The 17,081-nt window shown below is 26.4% G+C and carries 20 protein-coding genes; 17 read left to right on the plus strand and 3 right to left on the minus strand.

The features are described 5' to 3' along the window. Window positions 1–91 precede the first annotated feature (91 nt). The 6 genes from ATCC9714_RS02975 to ATCC9714_RS03000 all read left to right on the plus strand — a co-directional run bounded on the left by ATCC9714_RS02975 (window position 92) and on the right by ATCC9714_RS03000 (window position 5,622). Window positions 92–997, plus strand: a complete 906-nt coding sequence (locus ATCC9714_RS02975; RefSeq protein ID WP_055329693.1) for a S8 family peptidase — start codon at window positions 92–94, stop codon at window positions 995–997. Between the two features lie 114 nt (window positions 998–1,111). Further along, window positions 1,112–1,798 carry a cell division ATP-binding protein FtsE gene (ftsE, locus tag ATCC9714_RS02980; protein ID WP_054632000.1) on the plus strand — a complete coding sequence of 229 codons (687 nt, stop codon included), beginning with the start codon at window positions 1,112–1,114 and terminating at the stop codon, window positions 1,796–1,798. After that, on the plus strand, window positions 1,782–2,681 hold the full coding sequence (gene ftsX / locus ATCC9714_RS02985; protein ID WP_054632001.1) for a permease-like cell division protein FtsX: 900 nt from the start codon (window positions 1,782–1,784) through the stop codon (window positions 2,679–2,681). Before ftsE ends, ftsX begins: the two co-directional genes overlap by 17 nt. 20 nt (window positions 2,682–2,701) lie before the next feature. After that, entirely contained in the window at window positions 2,702–3,793 is a 1,092-nt protein-coding gene (locus ATCC9714_RS02990) for a murein hydrolase activator EnvC family protein (RefSeq protein WP_057544421.1), read from the plus strand. Between the two features lie 92 nt (window positions 3,794–3,885). After that, window positions 3,886–4,392, plus strand: a complete 507-nt coding sequence (locus ATCC9714_RS02995) for a 3'-5' exonuclease (protein WP_021128943.1) — start codon at window positions 3,886–3,888, stop codon at window positions 4,390–4,392. Window positions 4,393–4,560: 168 nt separating this feature from the next. Beyond that, complete coding sequence (locus ATCC9714_RS03000) at window positions 4,561–5,622, plus strand: serine/threonine-protein kinase (RefSeq protein ID WP_054632003.1); 1,062 nt, start codon at window positions 4,561–4,563, stop codon at window positions 5,620–5,622. Between the two features lie 214 nt (window positions 5,623–5,836). Here the strand turns inward: ATCC9714_RS03000 and ATCC9714_RS03005 are convergent, their stop codons facing one another. Further along, window positions 5,837–6,007 (minus strand): 4Fe-4S binding protein, encoded by a 171-nt coding sequence (locus ATCC9714_RS03005; RefSeq protein WP_021125372.1) that lies wholly within the window; start codon window positions 6,005–6,007, stop codon window positions 5,837–5,839. Between the two features lie 221 nt (window positions 6,008–6,228). Between ATCC9714_RS03005 and ATCC9714_RS03010 the strand changes: the two genes are divergently transcribed. Both ATCC9714_RS03010 and ATCC9714_RS03015 read left to right on the plus strand, forming a co-directional pair. Further along, complete coding sequence (locus ATCC9714_RS03010) at window positions 6,229–7,134, plus strand: transglycosylase domain-containing protein (protein WP_057544422.1); 906 nt, start codon at window positions 6,229–6,231, stop codon at window positions 7,132–7,134. A gap of 10 nt (window positions 7,135–7,144) precedes the next feature. Then, a complete protein-coding gene (locus tag ATCC9714_RS03015) occupies window positions 7,145–7,564 on the plus strand; it encodes a DUF3785 family protein (protein ID WP_021128940.1) in 420 nt (139 codons plus the stop codon). 37 nt (window positions 7,565–7,601) lie between these two features. Here the strand turns inward: ATCC9714_RS03015 and ATCC9714_RS03020 are convergent, their stop codons facing one another. Beyond that, entirely contained in the window at window positions 7,602–8,243 is a 642-nt protein-coding gene (locus ATCC9714_RS03020) for an SIMPL domain-containing protein (RefSeq protein ID WP_054631666.1), read from the minus strand. A 108-nt stretch (window positions 8,244–8,351) separates the two neighbouring features. Here ATCC9714_RS03020 and ATCC9714_RS03025 point away from each other — a divergent pair, with 108 nt between their 5' ends. After that, window positions 8,352–9,632, plus strand: a complete 1,281-nt coding sequence (locus ATCC9714_RS03025; RefSeq protein ID WP_057544423.1) for a replication-associated recombination protein A — start codon at window positions 8,352–8,354, stop codon at window positions 9,630–9,632. Between the two features lie 112 nt (window positions 9,633–9,744). On the opposite strand, the gene ATCC9714_RS03030 is transcribed toward ATCC9714_RS03025, so the two are convergent. Next, the gene (locus ATCC9714_RS03030) at window positions 9,745–10,302 is read right to left on the minus strand and encodes a hypothetical protein (protein ID WP_057544424.1); all 558 of its coding nucleotides are present in this window, start codon (window positions 10,300–10,302) and stop codon (window positions 9,745–9,747) included. A 192-nt stretch (window positions 10,303–10,494) separates the two neighbouring features. Between ATCC9714_RS03030 and ATCC9714_RS03035 the strand changes: the two genes are divergently transcribed. The 8 genes from ATCC9714_RS03035 to ATCC9714_RS03070 all read left to right on the plus strand — a co-directional run bounded on the left by ATCC9714_RS03035 (window position 10,495) and on the right by ATCC9714_RS03070 (window position 17,063). Then, window positions 10,495–11,265 (plus strand): GNAT family N-acetyltransferase, encoded by a 771-nt coding sequence (locus tag ATCC9714_RS03035; protein WP_057544425.1) that lies wholly within the window; start codon window positions 10,495–10,497, stop codon window positions 11,263–11,265. A 165-nt stretch (window positions 11,266–11,430) separates the two neighbouring features. Further along, window positions 11,431–11,880: an RrF2 family transcriptional regulator gene (locus ATCC9714_RS03040; RefSeq protein WP_055329674.1), complete on the plus strand. Its 450-nt coding sequence runs from the start codon at window positions 11,431–11,433 to the stop codon at window positions 11,878–11,880. 18 nt (window positions 11,881–11,898) lie between these two features. Beyond that, complete coding sequence (gene nifS, locus ATCC9714_RS03045) at window positions 11,899–13,086, plus strand: cysteine desulfurase NifS (RefSeq protein ID WP_057544426.1); 1,188 nt, start codon at window positions 11,899–11,901, stop codon at window positions 13,084–13,086. 1 nt (window position 13,087) lies between these two features. Beyond that, entirely contained in the window at window positions 13,088–13,540 is a 453-nt protein-coding gene (gene nifU, locus ATCC9714_RS03050; protein ID WP_021128933.1) for a Fe-S cluster assembly scaffold protein NifU, read from the plus strand. Window positions 13,541–13,675: 135 nt separating this feature from the next. Continuing rightward, complete coding sequence (locus ATCC9714_RS03055; RefSeq protein WP_057541737.1) at window positions 13,676–13,903, plus strand: hypothetical protein; 228 nt, start codon at window positions 13,676–13,678, stop codon at window positions 13,901–13,903. Between the two features lie 232 nt (window positions 13,904–14,135). After that, window positions 14,136–14,831 carry a response regulator transcription factor gene (locus tag ATCC9714_RS03060; RefSeq protein WP_021128932.1) on the plus strand — a complete coding sequence of 232 codons (696 nt, stop codon included), beginning with the start codon at window positions 14,136–14,138 and terminating at the stop codon, window positions 14,829–14,831. Next, entirely contained in the window at window positions 14,806–15,030 is a 225-nt protein-coding gene (locus tag ATCC9714_RS03065) for a hypothetical protein (protein WP_021125356.1), read from the plus strand. The genes ATCC9714_RS03060 and ATCC9714_RS03065 overlap by 26 nt, the downstream gene beginning before the upstream one ends. 20 nt (window positions 15,031–15,050) lie before the next feature. Then, on the plus strand, window positions 15,051–17,063 hold the full coding sequence (locus ATCC9714_RS03070) for a sensor histidine kinase (RefSeq protein ID WP_057544427.1): 2,013 nt from the start codon (window positions 15,051–15,053) through the stop codon (window positions 17,061–17,063). Window positions 17,064–17,081 lie beyond the last annotated feature (18 nt).

The following is a 17,081-nucleotide window of genomic DNA, read 5'->3' on the forward strand; positions in this document are numbered from 1 at the left end:
TTGTAAAATTGTGATAATTCTTTGATTATCACAATTTTAATTAATAATGTATATAATCCAGTATAAGTAATTTTATATGGGGGTTATTATTATGCATAAAATGAAGTTATTACCTTATAAGGTTAATGAAGTTAGTAGAGAAGCTAAAGTTACTTCTTATGGACCTAAGATGATTAGAGCTGATAAGCTTTGGAATAAATCAAATAAGGGAAGTGGAATAACTGTAGCCATTATAGATACAGGTTGTGATATAAGTCACAGTGCTTTAAAGGATAATATTATACACACTAGAAACTTTACAAAAGATGATAATTCTAATAAAGATTTGGTTACTGATTATGTAGGGCATGGTACTCATGTATCAGGAATTGTTCTTAGTATAGCACCTAGTTGTAATTTGATGATTTTAAAGGCTTTAAATAAAAATGGGGAAGGTGACTATAAGTGGATTGTAAATGCTATGAACTATGCTATAAATAAAAAAGTAGATATAATAAGTATGTCTTTAGGTGGATATATAGATGATGAGAATCTTAGAAATGCAGTTAAAAAAGCTGTTAATAACAATATATTAGTAGTCTGTGCAGCTGGAAATGAAGGGGATAATAATGCATTAACTGATGAATACTCTTATCCAGCATCATATAGTGAAGTGATTTCTGTGGGAGCTGTTGATGAAAAAGCTAAACCTGCATACTTTTCAAATAGCAATAACTTATTAGATATAATGGCACCTGGAGTGGGGATACTGTCTACCTTTAAAAACAACTCATATGCTATATTAGATGGAACTAGCATGGCAGCACCTCATGTTAGTGGAGCTTTAGCTCTTATAAAAAACTACTCTAATAATGAATTTAATAGAAACTTAAGCGAATCAGAGATTTATGCACAACTTATAAAATTTACTCTAGATTTAAATTATGACAAACATATCCAAGGAAATGGACTTGTATTTTTAGAGAGTCCTAAAGTACCAAGAATTAAATTTAAATAAAATTTTCGACAATTAAATCGAAAAAGTTACAAAAAAGTAACAAAGATGATATAATTTTGTTATAATAAAGAAAAGAGTAAAAATTCTAAAAAATACAAAAGAAGGAGGGGTTGTATGATAAAGTTTACAAAAGTTGATAAAGTCTATAAAGATGGACAAAAATCTTTATGTAATATAAATTTAGGGATACATCAAGGTGAATTTGTATTTTTAGTAGGACATTCAGGTGCAGGAAAATCTACAATGTTAAAACTTTTATTAAGAGAAGAATTAGTAACTTCAGGAAGATTGACTGTATTAGGACAAGATATAAGTAAAATAAATGATAATAATATACACCTATTAAGAAGACGTATAGGGGTTATATTCCAGGATTTTAGATTACTAAAAGAAAAAACTGCATATGAAAATGTAGAACTTGCAATGAGAGTTGTAGGAGCATCTCCAAAGGATATAAAGCCAAGGGTACTTAATGTATTAAAACAAGTTGGATTACTAGATAAAGCAAATAGATATCCATCTCAGTTATCGGGAGGAGAATGTCAAAGGGTAGCTATAGCAAGGGCTATAGCAAATAAACCATCTATAATTATAGCGGATGAATGTACAGGAAATTTAGATATAAATAATTCAATAGAGATAGTTAATATATTAGATGAAATAAATAAAAATGGAACTACTGTTATAATGGCGACTCATGATATAGAATTACTTAAAATATTTAAAAAAAGAACTGTAGAACTTAAAAATGGACAAGTTACAAGAGATACAAAAGGAGAGAATAATGAATTTGATGTATAGTATTTTATATAATATAAAGCAAGGATTAAAAGGACTTTTAAGTAGTAAAACTATGAGTTTTATATCTATTGGCTCTGTTAGTGCATCCTTGATAATACTTGGCGTAGTAATTTCTATAGTTTTAAATACAAATCAATTTATGGAAAGCACAAAAGATGAGGTAAATGAAATCAGAGCTATTATACCTAATAACTTAGTTCAATCAGATAAAGAGTTGATTAAGTCACAGATAAAATCACTAGAAGGTGTTAAATCAGTAAAGTTTGAGAGTAAAGAAAAAGCCTTTAAGGATATGAAATCTAGTTGGGGAGATGAAAAATATCTTTTAGATGGTATGGAAAATCCATTAGATGATTACTTTAGAATAACTATAAATAACTCAGAGGATATTGTTAAAATATCTAATAAATTAAGTGACATAAAAAATATAACTAAGGTTGATTATTACCAAGACATAATGAAAAATTTTTTAGTGCTTTCAAATACTATAAAAAAAGTTGGAAGTATTATCATAATATGTTTATTCATAGTTTGTTTGTTTATGATATCAAATACTATACGAGCTAGAGTATATAGTAAAAAAGAAGAAATAAAAATAATGAGATATGTTGGTGCAAGTAAGAAATTTATAAGAGCTCCATTTTTAATAGAAGGATTTATGATAGGTTTAGTAGGAGCAGTAATAGCAACTATAGTATCAGTTTTTATATATGGATATGTATATAACAATATTGGAACAAATCTATTATTTATGTCATCAGGTAATATTTTAATACCTATACAAAGTATAGGCATAAAATTAGGGTCAATATTTTTATTAACTGGAACTTTAATCGGAATTATCGGAAGTGCAATATCACTTAGAAAACATTTAAAAGTATAAAATTATGGGGGAAAATTATTATGAAGAAGTTATCAGTAACTCTAGCCTTATTTTTATTTCTAAGCACAGGGCTTAGTTATGCACAACCTAAAAAAGAAGAGCTAGATGAAAAACTTAAGCAAAATAGACAAAAACAAGATAATTTAGGTAATGAAATAGAGTCAATAGATTCAGAGATTGAAAAAATCAATATGGAAATATCTAAAATAAATGATAAAGTTGGACAAGCTAATCAAAAGATAGAAATTTTAAAAAATGATATAAAAGCTACTGAAGGAGAAATAGATGATATTTCTAAAAAAATAGCAATTAACGAAGAAAAGTTAGGGGAAAGGCTAAAAGCAATAAACAATAATTATTCTATAAGCTATATAAAAGTACTTTTAGATAGCGAATCTATATCGGACTTTTTTAATAATATATATTTAGTTAAACAGGTTGTATCTTATGATAAAGAAATAATTAAAGAACTAGATAATGATAAGAGTGAATTCGATAAGAAAAAAGAAGAATTAAATAAGAAGAAAGAAGAGAGCCAGTTATTAACAGATACTCTAAAAACAGATCAAGATAATTTAGAAGTTAAAAAGAATGAAGTTCAGTCTAAAAAAGATGAAGTTCAAAGCTTAAAAAGTAAGTTAGAACAAGAAGAGAATAGTTTAGAAAGTGAAATATCTAAACTAACTATGGATGCAGGGCAAATAGAAGCGGGTACAGTTATTAGCAGTGGATCTTGGCCAGTACCTGGACATACTTCAATAAGTTCTCCTTATGGATACAGAACTCATCCTGTATTAGGGACTCAAAAAATGCATACAGGAATTGATATACCAGCGCCGACGGGAACTCCTATAGTAGCTATAGATAATGGAGTAGTTATTTTCTCGGGGGTACAAAATGGATATGGAAATGTTGTTATGATTAAACATAGTGATGGAAAAGTGTCATTAATGGCACATAACTCATCTAACTTAGTAAGTGTAGGTCAACAAGTTCAAAAAGGACAAGTTGTGGCAAAGATAGGATCAACTGGAATGTCAACAGGTCCACACACTCATTTTGAAATAAGAATAAATGGACAACATACAAATCCTTTAGCTTATTTAAATTAGCATTTTAAGGCAATGGTAAATTTTATATTACCATTGCTTTTTTATTTGTTATAATTATATACTATATTTATGATAAGTTAGGAGAGGAGCATATGATGAATCAAGAATATATAGTAGTAGATTTAGAGACGACAGGACTTGACCCATATAAGGGTTGTGAAATTATAGAAATAGGTGTCACAGAAATAAACAATAATAAAATAGGAAGAAATTATTCTAGACTTATAAAACCAAATGGAATAATTCCCACTTTTATAACAGATATAACTAATATAAGTAATGAAATGGTGGAAAATGAAAAAAGTTTAAAAGAAGTTTTACCTAAGTTTAGAGAATATATAGGTGATAAAACTGTAATAGCTCATAATGCAAAGTTTGATTTAAAGTTTCTAAATTATTATTTAAATGAAATGGGATTAGAACCTATAACTAACCATATTTGTACATTAGAACTATTAAAACAAAATAAAGAATATAAAGGGAAAAATAAAAAATTAGAAACTGCATGTGAATACTACAATATAGAAAATAAAAATGCACATAGAGCAGATAGTGATACATTAGCTACTGCTAAACTATTTCTTGTATTAAATAAATAAAAAAGCATTCATGCTAATTAGAAAATTAGTATGAATGCTTTTTTATTTATGTTTTTGTGTTTATTTATAGCTAAAAATCATAGTATATATAAGTCATAAAAAAGCAGAGTTAGGAGTGACAGTAATGGGGGAGACTAGAGGTAGATTTTTAGGTGGTGATACTATATTATGGATATAATTGCTAATATAGATTTAAAGATAATAAAACCTTTAAAATCAGAAGGTGTAAACTCTAAATTATATTTAGTTGAAGATGTACAAATGGGAAAAAAATTTATTTTGAAAAAAATAAAAAAGTCATCTTTTAAAAATCCAGATAAATGTTTTGAAGAACCTAAAAAAATTTGCAAGGCAAATCATTCTAATATAATAAAAATTAATCATGTTTCATATGATGATGAAAATATATATATAACTATGCCATATTATAACAAAGGTTCACTGTACCACTTATTACAAACTAGGAGTTTAACAATTGAAGAAATAAAAAATTATGCTTTAGATTTCTTATCAGCCGTTGATTATATACACAGTATAGGAATTGCTCATTGTGATATAAAACCTAATAATATATTAATTAGTAATGAAAATAAAGCTATATTAACAGACTTTGGTTCTGCTGTTTATTTAAATAAAGATGGAATAGGAAAATTAAGAAATGTATATTACAAACATATAGCACCTGAACAATGTAAAAGTACAACTATAACAAATAAAGTTGATATTTATCAAATAGGTACAACTTTATATAGGATGTGTAATGGAAACCTGGAATATAATACTCAATTAAAAAAATATAAAGATATTAATATGGTAAAGATAGCATCAGCATGTGGAAAGTTCCCAATAAGAAATAAATACTTACCTCATATACCAAAATCTATGAGTAAAATAATAGAAAAATGTATAAATGTTAATCCAGAAGATAGATATGAAAATGTATCTGAAATAATTGAAGATATTCAAAAGATAGATGAAAATTTAAATTGGAAATGTCAATTTGAAGAAGATATTTATTATTTTATAAGAAATAACAAAGACAATAGTACAACTCAAGTTATAGCTAGTAAAGATGAAGATTACTGGAGTATAAAAACTGTTAGAGTTAATAAAGAAACTAGAAAATATACCGTATATAAGGGATATTGTTATGAATATATTGAAAAAAGATCAGAAGCCTTTAAGGAAATAAATAAAATAATAGCCTTACTTTCATACCGATCAAAGTAAGGCTCTTAAAGGGGTAAAATATATTATAAAAAGGGGTTTATTAGGGAATATATTTTATTTGGGGAGTAAAAATTTTAAGGTTATCAGGGGAATAACCTTCTGAAATAATAATAACAAAATTCGACAAAAGTGTCAACAATTTTCGACAAAAAATATAAATAAAAAAAGAAAAGCATAATAGCTTTTCTTTTTTTATTATAATTATTTATATGTATTAATCTGGTTGAGGAGCATCAACAGGACATACGCTGTTGCAAGTTCCACACTCTATACATATATCTGGATCTATAACATATTTGTCATCTCCAGCAGATATACAGCTAACTGGGCACTCTGGTTCACAAGCACCACAGCTTATACAAGCATCATTTATTTTGTAAGCCATAATAATTACCTCCTAAAAAACTTATTCAATATACATTATACCCAAAAAAATCAAGTTTACCCAATAAATTTTAAAAAAATTATAAAAAAAATTTTTAATAATTAATGAGAAAAGATAAAACAATATAAATATATATAAATTAATATTACAAAATTTTAAGCTTTGATTTATTTGACATAAAAAGGTATAATTACTCATATATTTAAAAAGGAGCGTAAAAAATGAGTTACTATGATGACGAAAAAAATAAAATAAGGCGAAAAAAAGTTAGCTCAAGTAATAAAAACTCAAATACAAAATCGACCCCTAAAAGAAGTATAAATGAAAACAAAAAAGAATCCACATATAATAAAAATAATAGAGTAAGTAAAGGTAAGAGAGTTCAAAAAGGAAGAGCTAATAAAAAGAAGAAAAGTAAAAAAATATTAGGCTTAATAAAGAAGCTATTAATATTTGTGTTAATAATAGCGTTTGTAGGAGCCATAGCAGGAAATGCTCTTTTAAATGTAATGTTTAAAAACAGTCCAAAACTTACATATGATTATATGAGAGAAAAATCAATCAGTAGTGACTATGTAAGTATAGGTAAAATACCTCAAAATTTACAGCATGCAGTTGTATCAATAGAAGATGAAAGATTTTTTAAACATAAAGGTGTAGATTATCAGTCTTTAGCAAGGTCTGTAGTTCATAATATATTTAGTAAAAGTACTCAAGGTGGTAGTACTTTAGAAATGCAAGTTTCTAAAAACTTATTAACTAGCATGGACCAAACAGTAAAAAGAAAGCTTAGAGATATGTATAATGCTAAGCAAATGGATAAAAATATGAATAAAAGAGAGATATTAGAACTTTATCTAAATAATATATATTTAGGAAAAGGAATATATGGTGTTGCTAAAGGTGCTAAGGTATATTTTGATAAAGATGTAAGCGAACTTAATTTAGGGGAGTGTGCATTACTTGCTGGAATAACTAATAGCCCAGGAGTATACTCAAAAGATTATAACGCAGCCAAAAAAAGAAGAGATGTAATATTATATAAAATGATGGACTTAGGATATATAACCAAAGACGAATACGAAAGAGCAAAACGTGAAGAAAGTCCTATGAATATACAAAACTAAGGAGAATTTTATGAGTAAGTACAAGTTTAAATTTAAAGATAAAGAATATGAGTTAAATAAATCTAATTGTAGTGGAGTTATAAACGATGAAGATAAACCTGTAACAAATATAGATTTAGATGAAGTTTTAAGACTTTTAAATGAAACTCAAGATGTTGATTTTGATTTAGAGTATTATCAAGAAGCTTGCCCTGAATGTTTAAGTGGGGTTAAGGAAAAACAAAAGTTCTTTGGATTTTTAGAATATCATTTTTATTTATTTACTAAAAATGGAGAATATGTAATAAGTGATATAAGTAAAGATTATGAAGGCTTGTCATTTAATAAGTTAAGTAGAGCTGGAAAAGTAGATGATAGTTATATAGTTAGTATAATAATGTGTGAAAGTTGTTCTGATTATATAGTTCAAATAGAAAATTGTATAGTATAAAAAATGCTGCTATAATAGCAGCTTTTTTTATAAACTTTTATAAATAGGTGTTAAATACTATGCCTACTTGAGCTTTTACTTCTAAATCTCCTGAGGATAAAAATGGAGAACTTGAATAAGCTATATTTTTTTGAGAAACTGAATATATTGATGTACTATTTTCAGAAATGCTCTCAGGTAATGGTTTTAACCTTATATTAAGACTTTTAGACAATAGATTTCCTTTATTTAAAGCATCTTGTGTAGCTTTTAATAAGGCTTTTTTATAATGATGATTAACATTAGATAAAGTAAATGAAATATTAACTTCGCTATTTGCTCCATTTTCTATGGCTAAAGAATAAATGTCTCCTAAGTTTTTGATATCTTCAACTTCTATGGTTATATTAGTTGTAATTTCATAACCGATAACTTGATTAGTTGCATTATCTCTAATTCTTTTTATAACAACATCATCTGCATTTATATTTTCTCTTGGAATTTTATAATCTGTCAAACTTGTTATTACAGCATTTACTGTATTTGTATTTTCAACCTGAGCTACCTGAACATCCTCATTAGATGTTGTAACACCAACCTTTAAAATAGCTAAATCTGATTTAACTTTTACAATTCCAACGCCATTTACAGATAACTGACCTTTTTCTCTAATGGCATTGTTCATATTCATATACTGCATAATACTCCTCCTTTTAGAATTGCATTTAGTATAAATATACTAAGATGGAAGATAATTTATGAGTGTAGTATAATTATATTCTAAGAAAGTTTAAATGAGGAGGAATATATGCAACCATTAGCAGATAAATTAAGACCTCAACAAATTGATGATATGGTCGGGCAATCACATATAATTGGAAAAGGTAAAATTATAAATAAACTTATACAGAATAAAACAATACCAAATATGATATTTTATGGACCTCCTGGAACAGGCAAGACTACATTAGCTAATATTATTGCTAATGTTACGGGGAAAAAATATATAAAGTTAAATGCTGTAAACTGTGGAGTAAAAGAAATTAAAGAGGCTATAGATAGTAGTAAAAGAGATTTATTTTCATATAATGGAATAATTTTAATGCTTGATGAGATTCAAGCTTTAAATAGAAAGCAACAACAATCCCTTTTAGAAGTAATAGAAGATGGTTCAGTTACACTTATAGCTAGCACCGCTGATAATCCATATTTTGTTGTATATAAGGCGATTTTAAGCCGAAGTTCAATTTTTGAATTTAAACCTATAAATAAAAATGATATATTGATAGGTCTTAAAAAATCCGTAGAAAAACTTAAAACTATATATAGATATGAAAGTATAAATGTTGAAGAAAAGGCATTAGAGTATATAGCTCAAACTTGTAATGGAGACATGAGAAGTGCTCTAAATAAGTTAGAATTAGTTTTTAATATAGGAATAGATATAACTTCTAATTGTGTAGATATAACACTAGAAAATGTTATTGATTGTTCTAGTATAAAGATGTTAAATTTTGATAGGGGTGGAGATGATGGTTACTCTATATTATCTGCATTTCACAAGTCTTTAAGAGGATCAGATCCAGATGCAGCAATTCATTACTTAGCAAGGCTTGTAAAAGCAGGGGATATACAGGGAGTAACTAGAAGATTACTTTGCGTTGCAAGTGAAGATATCGGTTTGGCTGTGCCACAAGCCATAACTATAACGGAGGCTTGCGTTTCAGCGGCACTTCAATTAGGATTTCCTGAAGCTAGGATTCCACTAGCACAAGCTACAATATATTTGGCACAATGTCCTAAGTCAAACTCTGTGATAAGTGCAATAGATATGGCTTTAGCAGATTTGGATACAATAGAAACAGGAGATATACCAAATCATTTAAAAGATGCTCATTATTCAGGTGCTGCTGATTTAGGTAGAGGTGTTGATTATAAATATCCTCATGATTATCCAAATCATTATATTAATCAGCAATACTTACCAGATCCTATAAAAGATAGAAAGTATTACAATCCAGGAAATAATAAAAATGAAAAGTCATTTGAAAATTATTGGGATACACTAAAAAATTTAAAGAGTAAATAAATAAAAAGAAGCTATTTCAAATACTTGATAGCTTCTTTTGTTATGTATAAAATTTAAAAACGCTTTGTTTTATAAAATCTATTGAAGAAATATTTATAATAGATTTTATATTTTACATTCTTTTATATATAATTGGATCTACAAATCCAAAAGTAATCTTATCATTTTTATAAAAGACCTCACTTACATAAAGTACATCTTTTTCAATTCTTTCTTTTAATTCAAACTTAGTAATAGGAGTAAAATAACTAGTACTTTCTCCAGTAAAAACACCATTACATTCATCATATACCATAGGAGTAAACTTTTCAGAAACAATTAACTCATTAAAATCCATAACTAAATTTTTATTATCATTTCTAAAGTCTTCTTTAGTTATACCTTTTGGTAATTCATATGATGTTAAAACAACTTTATTATTATCGTTTAAAGTAAATAAAAATAAATGAGGTAATATATTATTAAAATTTCCTTGTTTATAATAACTTTCTTCAATTACAAAATATCCTTTGAAATCATTAGGTAAATTTTTGATTTTTTCATTACAAATACCATTTATATGTTTTGCACAAGGATGCTTAACTTCTCCAGATTCTAGCTCTTTTGCTAGTTGCTCATCATTATTAAATGTTCCACATAAGTTTTTTATAAATTCATCTAATACAGTCATAATTAAGCCTTCTTTCTGAAATTTAATATTTTATTAAAGTCACTATAGCACTAAATTAAAATATTTACAAGTTAAATGATTTTGAATTCATAATTATTTTCAAATAAGAAGGATTGATACCGTATTATAAAGAATAAATGTTTTATAAAAAACATATTATTTAACATAAAGATTGGTATAACGGAGGATATAATGATTTTAAAGTTAAATGAAGGATATAATGAATTAATTATGAAGTATTTAAAAATAGAAGAAAATTTTAATAGATTATTAATTGGAGATATAAAAAGGTATGGATATGATAATTACTTTTTTAATATATGGGGGAATTTTGATATAAATGGCTCTATAAGAGGATTACTTATTCAATACTTTGATTTATTAACTATATATTCAATAGATAACTTTAATTTAGAATCATTTATTGAACATATAAATAAAATGCCCTATAGAAATCTAAATGGAAAGATAAGTACTTTAAAGTATTTAGAGGGTTATATAAATTTTGATAAAAAGCGAATTATTACCTTTTGTATGTTGAAAAATAAAAAATACATAAATGAGATTAATATTGATGAAAATGTAAAAAAAATTAGATTTGGAAAAATAAATAAAATACTAAAATTATATGAAGATATAGATGAATTTGAAAAACCAACTATAAAAAGCGTAAGAAATAATTTAAAAAGTGGACGAGGGTATTATATAGAAGAAGATAAAAAAATAGTTTCGATGGCAAAAACAACAGCAGAAAGTGACTTATATGCAATGGTAATAGGAGTGGGAACTCACCCTAAATATAGAAATAGAGGATATGCAACTAAGTGTATGGTAAGATTATGTAAGAACTTAATTGATGAAAATAAAATTCCATGTCTTTTTTATGATAATGAAGAAGCCGGAAAAATTTATAAAAAAATAGGGTTTAAAGAGATAGATCAGTGGGTAATTTATTATAAGTAATAAGTTTAAGGAGTTGAAAATACTTAATTTCTTCTCCTTTTTTAATTCCTACAAAAATAGTATGAATTTAATGTTGACAAGATCACTAGGATATAATAAAATAATCTTAAAGATAAAACCTAGTAAGTTAGTCGGAAATACCTATTTGAAAAGAAGGTGTATAAAATGAAACTATCAACTAAAGGTAGATACGGACTAAAAGCAATGTTTGAGCTTTCCTTGACACAAAAGAATGGGCCAGTTCCATTAAGACAAATAGCTCAAAAACAAAATATATCAGAACAATATTTAGAACAAATATTTTCAGCTTTAAAAAAGGCTGGTCTTATAAAGAGTGTAAGAGGTTCACAAGGTGGATATCAACTTGTAAAGGAGCCTAAAGACATTACAGTAGGTGATATATTAGTTGTACTTGAGGGACCTGTTTCAATTTCAGATTGTGTTGTAGATGAAGACATATGTGAAAACTCTGGAATATGTGTTACTAAAATTGTTTGGGAGAGACTAAAAAAAGGGATAGAGGATGTTATTAATTCAATAACACTTCAAAATATGATTGATGATTATAAAAAAAATAAAAATATAAATGATATAACAGATTTAATTACAAAATAGATTTAGGAGATGAATCAAATGGAAAAAAGAAAGATATATATGGATTATTCTGCTACAACTCCTGTAAAAAAAGAAGTACTAGAAGCTATGATTCCTTACTTTAGTGAAACTTTTGGAAATGCATCAAGTTTTCACTCTTTCGGGAGAGAGGCTAAAAACATATTAGATAAATCAAGAGCAACAGTTGCAGATCTTATAAATGCAAAGCCTAATGAAATATACTTCACAGCTGGTGGAACAGAAAGTGATAACTGGGCTATAGAAGGGGTTGCTTTTGCAAATAAAGCTAAAGGAAATCACATAATAACTTCTAAAGTAGAACATCATGGTATACTTCATGTTTGTGAATACTTAGAAAAACATCATGGATTTGAAGTAACTTACTTAGATGTTGATGCAGATGGTAGAGTAAATGCTGAGGATGTTGAAAAAGCAATAACAGACAAAACTATATTAATAAGTATAATGTTTGCTAACAATGAAGTTGGTACAGTTCAACCTATAAAAGAAATAGGTGAGATAGCTAAAAAGCATAAGGTTATATTCCACACAGATGCAGTACAGGCAGCTGGAAATATTCCTATAGATGTTAAAGAGTTAAATATAGATTTAATGAGTATGTCATCTCATAAAATATATGGACCTAAAGGTATAGGTGCGCTATATATAAGAACAGGTGTTAAGTTACACACTTTAGTTCATGGTGGAGCACAAGAAAGAAGAAGAAGAGCTGGTACAGAAAATATACCTGGTATAGTAGGATATGCTAAAGCATGTGAACTTGCAAAAGCAAATATGGGAGAACACATAGAAAGATTAACAGCATTAAGAACTAAGCTTATAGATGGTATATTAGAAAGAATACCTTACACAAAAGTTAATGGAAGCTTACAATATAGACTTCCAGGAAATGTAAACTTCTCATTTGAATTTATAGAAGGAGAAGGAATATTATTAATGTTAGATATGTTAGGTATAGCTGCATCAAGTGGATCAGCTTGTACATCAGGATCATTAGATCCATCTCATGTACTTATGGCTATGGGATTACCTCATGAGATAGCTCATGGTTCATTAAGATTAAGTATAGGGGACTTTACAACAGAAGAAGATATAGATTTTATAATAGATAATTTACCGAAGATAATAGAAAGATTAAGAAGTATGTCACCATTATATAATAAGTTAGACAAGGGAGGAAACTAAAATGCAATACAGTGAAAAAGTTATGGATCATTTCATGAACCCAAGAAATGTTGGAGAAATAGAAGATGCTAGTGGAATAGGTGAAGTTGGAAACGTTAAATGTGGAGATATAATGAGAATATATCTTGATATAGATAATGATACTAAGGTTATAAAAGACGTTAAGTTTATGACTTTCGGATGTGGATCAGCTATAGCAAGTTCTTCTATGGCTACAGAGTTAATAAAAGGGAAAACTATAGAGGAAGCTTTAGATATAACTAATAAAGCTGTTGCTGAAGCATTAGATGGATTACCACCAGTTAAAATGCACTGTTCAGTTTTAGCAGAACAAGCAATAAAAGCAGCATTAATAGATTATTCTAAAAAGAATAATATACACATAGCAGCATTAGATGGTGTTGTTATAGAAGATGACCATGATCACCATCATGATATTGAAGAAGAAGAGTAAGATAAAACTTGTTTAAATATGAATAGAGATAAAAAAGATATGATTATATAATCATATCTTTTTTATTTTTCAAAAATTGATTGATTTATAAAAAAGTAGTATATTTAATTTATAAGTATTGAAAGGATTAAGGCTATGGAAATATTAATATTAATTTTAGTAGTTGTATTTGTTTTAAGTACAAATAATAATCAATGCAATAAAAAATCACATAATCAAAAAAAGAATAGCATTTGGAGTAATAACAACATTTTTAATGATTATAGTAAATTTGATAATCACGACTGTGGATGCCACCATTATAATGATGATTGCTGTAGTGATTCAAGTTGTGATTGTGGGTGCGATTGTAATGATAACTAGAAAAAAGAAGCAAATGCTTCTTTTTTTATTATAAATATTTATAATAAATGAATTATTTATATATATTTCGTTTTACTGAAGTTAATTTTAAAAATTGTAAGAAAATCTTAAGATTTATCTTAATTATTTCTTAAGATTTATGAGTTATTATATAAATATAGAAAAAATAAGTCCAAATAGGAAGTGATAATGTATAATCAAACTTGATGATTAACTTAAGAGAGGGATAGAAATGAGCAATATTTTAGTAGTAGATGATGATAAAGAAATAGTAGATTCTATAGAAATCTATCTAAAAAACGAAGGTTTTAACATATTTAAAGCTTATGATGGATTAGAAGCTTTGGATATTTTAATCAACAATGACATACATTTAATTCTTATGGATATTATGATGCCTAAACTAGACGGAATAAAGGCAACTATAAAAATTCGAGAGGAAAAAAATATTCCAATAATATTAATTTCAGCAAAAAGTGAAGATAGTGATAAGATTATTGGATTAAATATAGGGGCAGATGATTATATTACTAAACCATTTAATCCATTAGAACTTATAGCAAGAACTAAATCTCAATTGAGAAGATACATAAAATTAGGAACTTATAAAGCTGAAGAAAAAAAAGACATTCTTCAAAGTGGAGGATTAACGTTAAATACTAGCACAAAAGAAGTTTTTATAGATGATGAACTTGTAAAGCTTACTCCAATAGAATTTAAGATATTAAATCTCTTACTGGCAAATAGAGGGAGAGTATTTTCTATAGATGAGATTTATGAAAAAGTTTGGCAAGAAGAAAGTTTTAATGCAGAGAATACAGTAAGTGTTCATATTAGGAGAATTAGAGAAAAAATAGAAATTAATCCTAAAGAACCAAGATATTTAAAGGTGGTGTGGGGAGTTGGCTACAAAGTCGAGAAGTTATAATATATTAAAGTTAAAAAGATGGAATATTCAATTAGTAATGCATTTTACTATGCTACTTATATTTTTCTTTTTAACTCAATTAGGAGCTGTATTAATAGGATTTACATATTTAGAGGGAAATATAAGTCTTCAATTTGCAGGTTTAATTATAGCAAATTTTATATTTTATAAGGTTATGACGGGGATGAATTTATTGTAAAAAGTAAAGTAGGTGAATAAATGGATAAGGTAAATAAAGATAAGAGAGGGATAAAATTTGTATTTTTAATTATATTTTTAGCATCAATATCAATATTTATATCTACAGGACAAAAAATGATGTTTGGATATGAAATTCATGTTGCAAGGCAAAGTATCTTATTAAATAAAAATAATAAAATATATGCAGATACTTTTTTTGAAACAAATGTATTTGATAATCAGATTCTTCAAAATTTAATAGATAAGATGATAGTAGCAACTTCAAATTCAAATGATTATGAGAAGGAATCTATAGAAGATGCAAGGAATATGTTAAATGAATTTAAAGATATAAAATTTTTTGTAAAAAATAATTCAACAGGTAAGGTTTACACAAATACTAATTATAAAACTAATGAAGATTTTAGAAAAAACCAAAATGATTATTGTAATCTAGAAATTGATTTAAATAATAGTAAAAGTACATATACGAAGATAATTGATAAAAAAAGATTATCTTCAAGTGTATATGCAAATTCTTTTTGGGGAATGCAAGGGAACTCAGATTCTATATCAATAAGTATTTCTATTCCTAAAGATATAAATGATTACGATCAATTTGGATTAAAATCATATCAAGATGATTTTAAATATAATCGTAATTATATAGATACTTTATTTAAAGTTTTAATATCCTCATGTGTTGTAAGTATAATTTCTTTAATAGCGTGTATAAAAATTAAAGGGAAACTTATTAACAAAGATGGAATCCTTTTAAAAATATATAGAAAAATACCTATAGAAATTTATATAGTAGGTATAAGTATATTACTTTTTTCGCTAATTCTAGATTTTGGTTATATTGTATCGATTATTGCTAAATTTATAGCTATTACATTACTTACAATATGGATAATATACTTTAAAAACTTAGATAATAAGAAAGGTTTAATAACTAATAGTATTACTTACAATGTATGTAGATTTTTTATAAACATAATTAAAAATATTATTAAGTATAAAAATAAACTACCATTAGTAAAAAGATTAATTTTAGTAGAATTAATAATAGTAATTATTGCAGGTTTAATATTTATGTTTTTATATACTACTGAATATTGGTATAATCCATTATTTATGTTAATTGCAATATCTGGATATATAACTTTAAGCTTAGTTATAATAACAGGGATTATATTAAATAAATTAGATTACTTAGACGAAATAATAAAAGGAACTAAAGAGATAAAAAATGGAAATATAAATCATAAGATAGAGATAAAGGGGAAGGATACATTAGCTATATTTGCTCAAGATATAAATAACTTAAGTGAAGGTCTTGAAAATGCAATAGATGAAAAATTTAGAAGTGAGAGAATGAAAGCTGAACTTATAACAAATGTAAGTCATGATTTAAAAACTCCATTAACTTCTATAATAAACTATGTAGATTTAATAAAAAAAGAAGAAAATATAGAGCCTGAGTACTTAAAAGATTATATAAATATATTAGACAATAAATCAAAAAGATTAAAAGTTCTAATAGAAGATTTATTTGAAGCCAGTAAAGCTAGTAGTGGGAATATAGATCTTAATATAGAAAAATTAGATTTGAATCAGTTATTAAGACAGAGTATTGGAGAAAATGAAGAAAAGATTTCTAAAGCTAACTTAGATTTAAAAGTGAATTTACCTAAAGAACAAATATATATTAATTGTGATGGAAAAAGGATGTATAGAGTCTTTGAAAATTTATTAATTAATATATCTAAGTACTCCCTTCACAATACTAGAGTATATATAGACATGAAGTTAGAAGAAGAAAAAGTATATATATCTTTTAAAAATATATCGGCATATGAATTGAATTTTGAAGCAGATGAAATAATTGAAAGATTTAAAAGAGGAGATTTAGCCAGAAATACAGAAGGTAGTGGACTTGGATTAGCTATTGCTCGAGATTTAGTTGAACTTCAAGGTGGGGACTTTGATATTCAAATAGATGGAGATTTATTTAAAGTAAATGTAGTATTTAATAAAATAGATAAGTAAAAAAGAACCTTAAATAGG

This window comes from Paraclostridium sordellii, from assembly GCF_000953675.1.
In the GTDB taxonomy this organism is placed as follows: Bacteria; Bacillota; Clostridia; order Peptostreptococcales; family Peptostreptococcaceae; genus Paraclostridium; species Paraclostridium sordellii.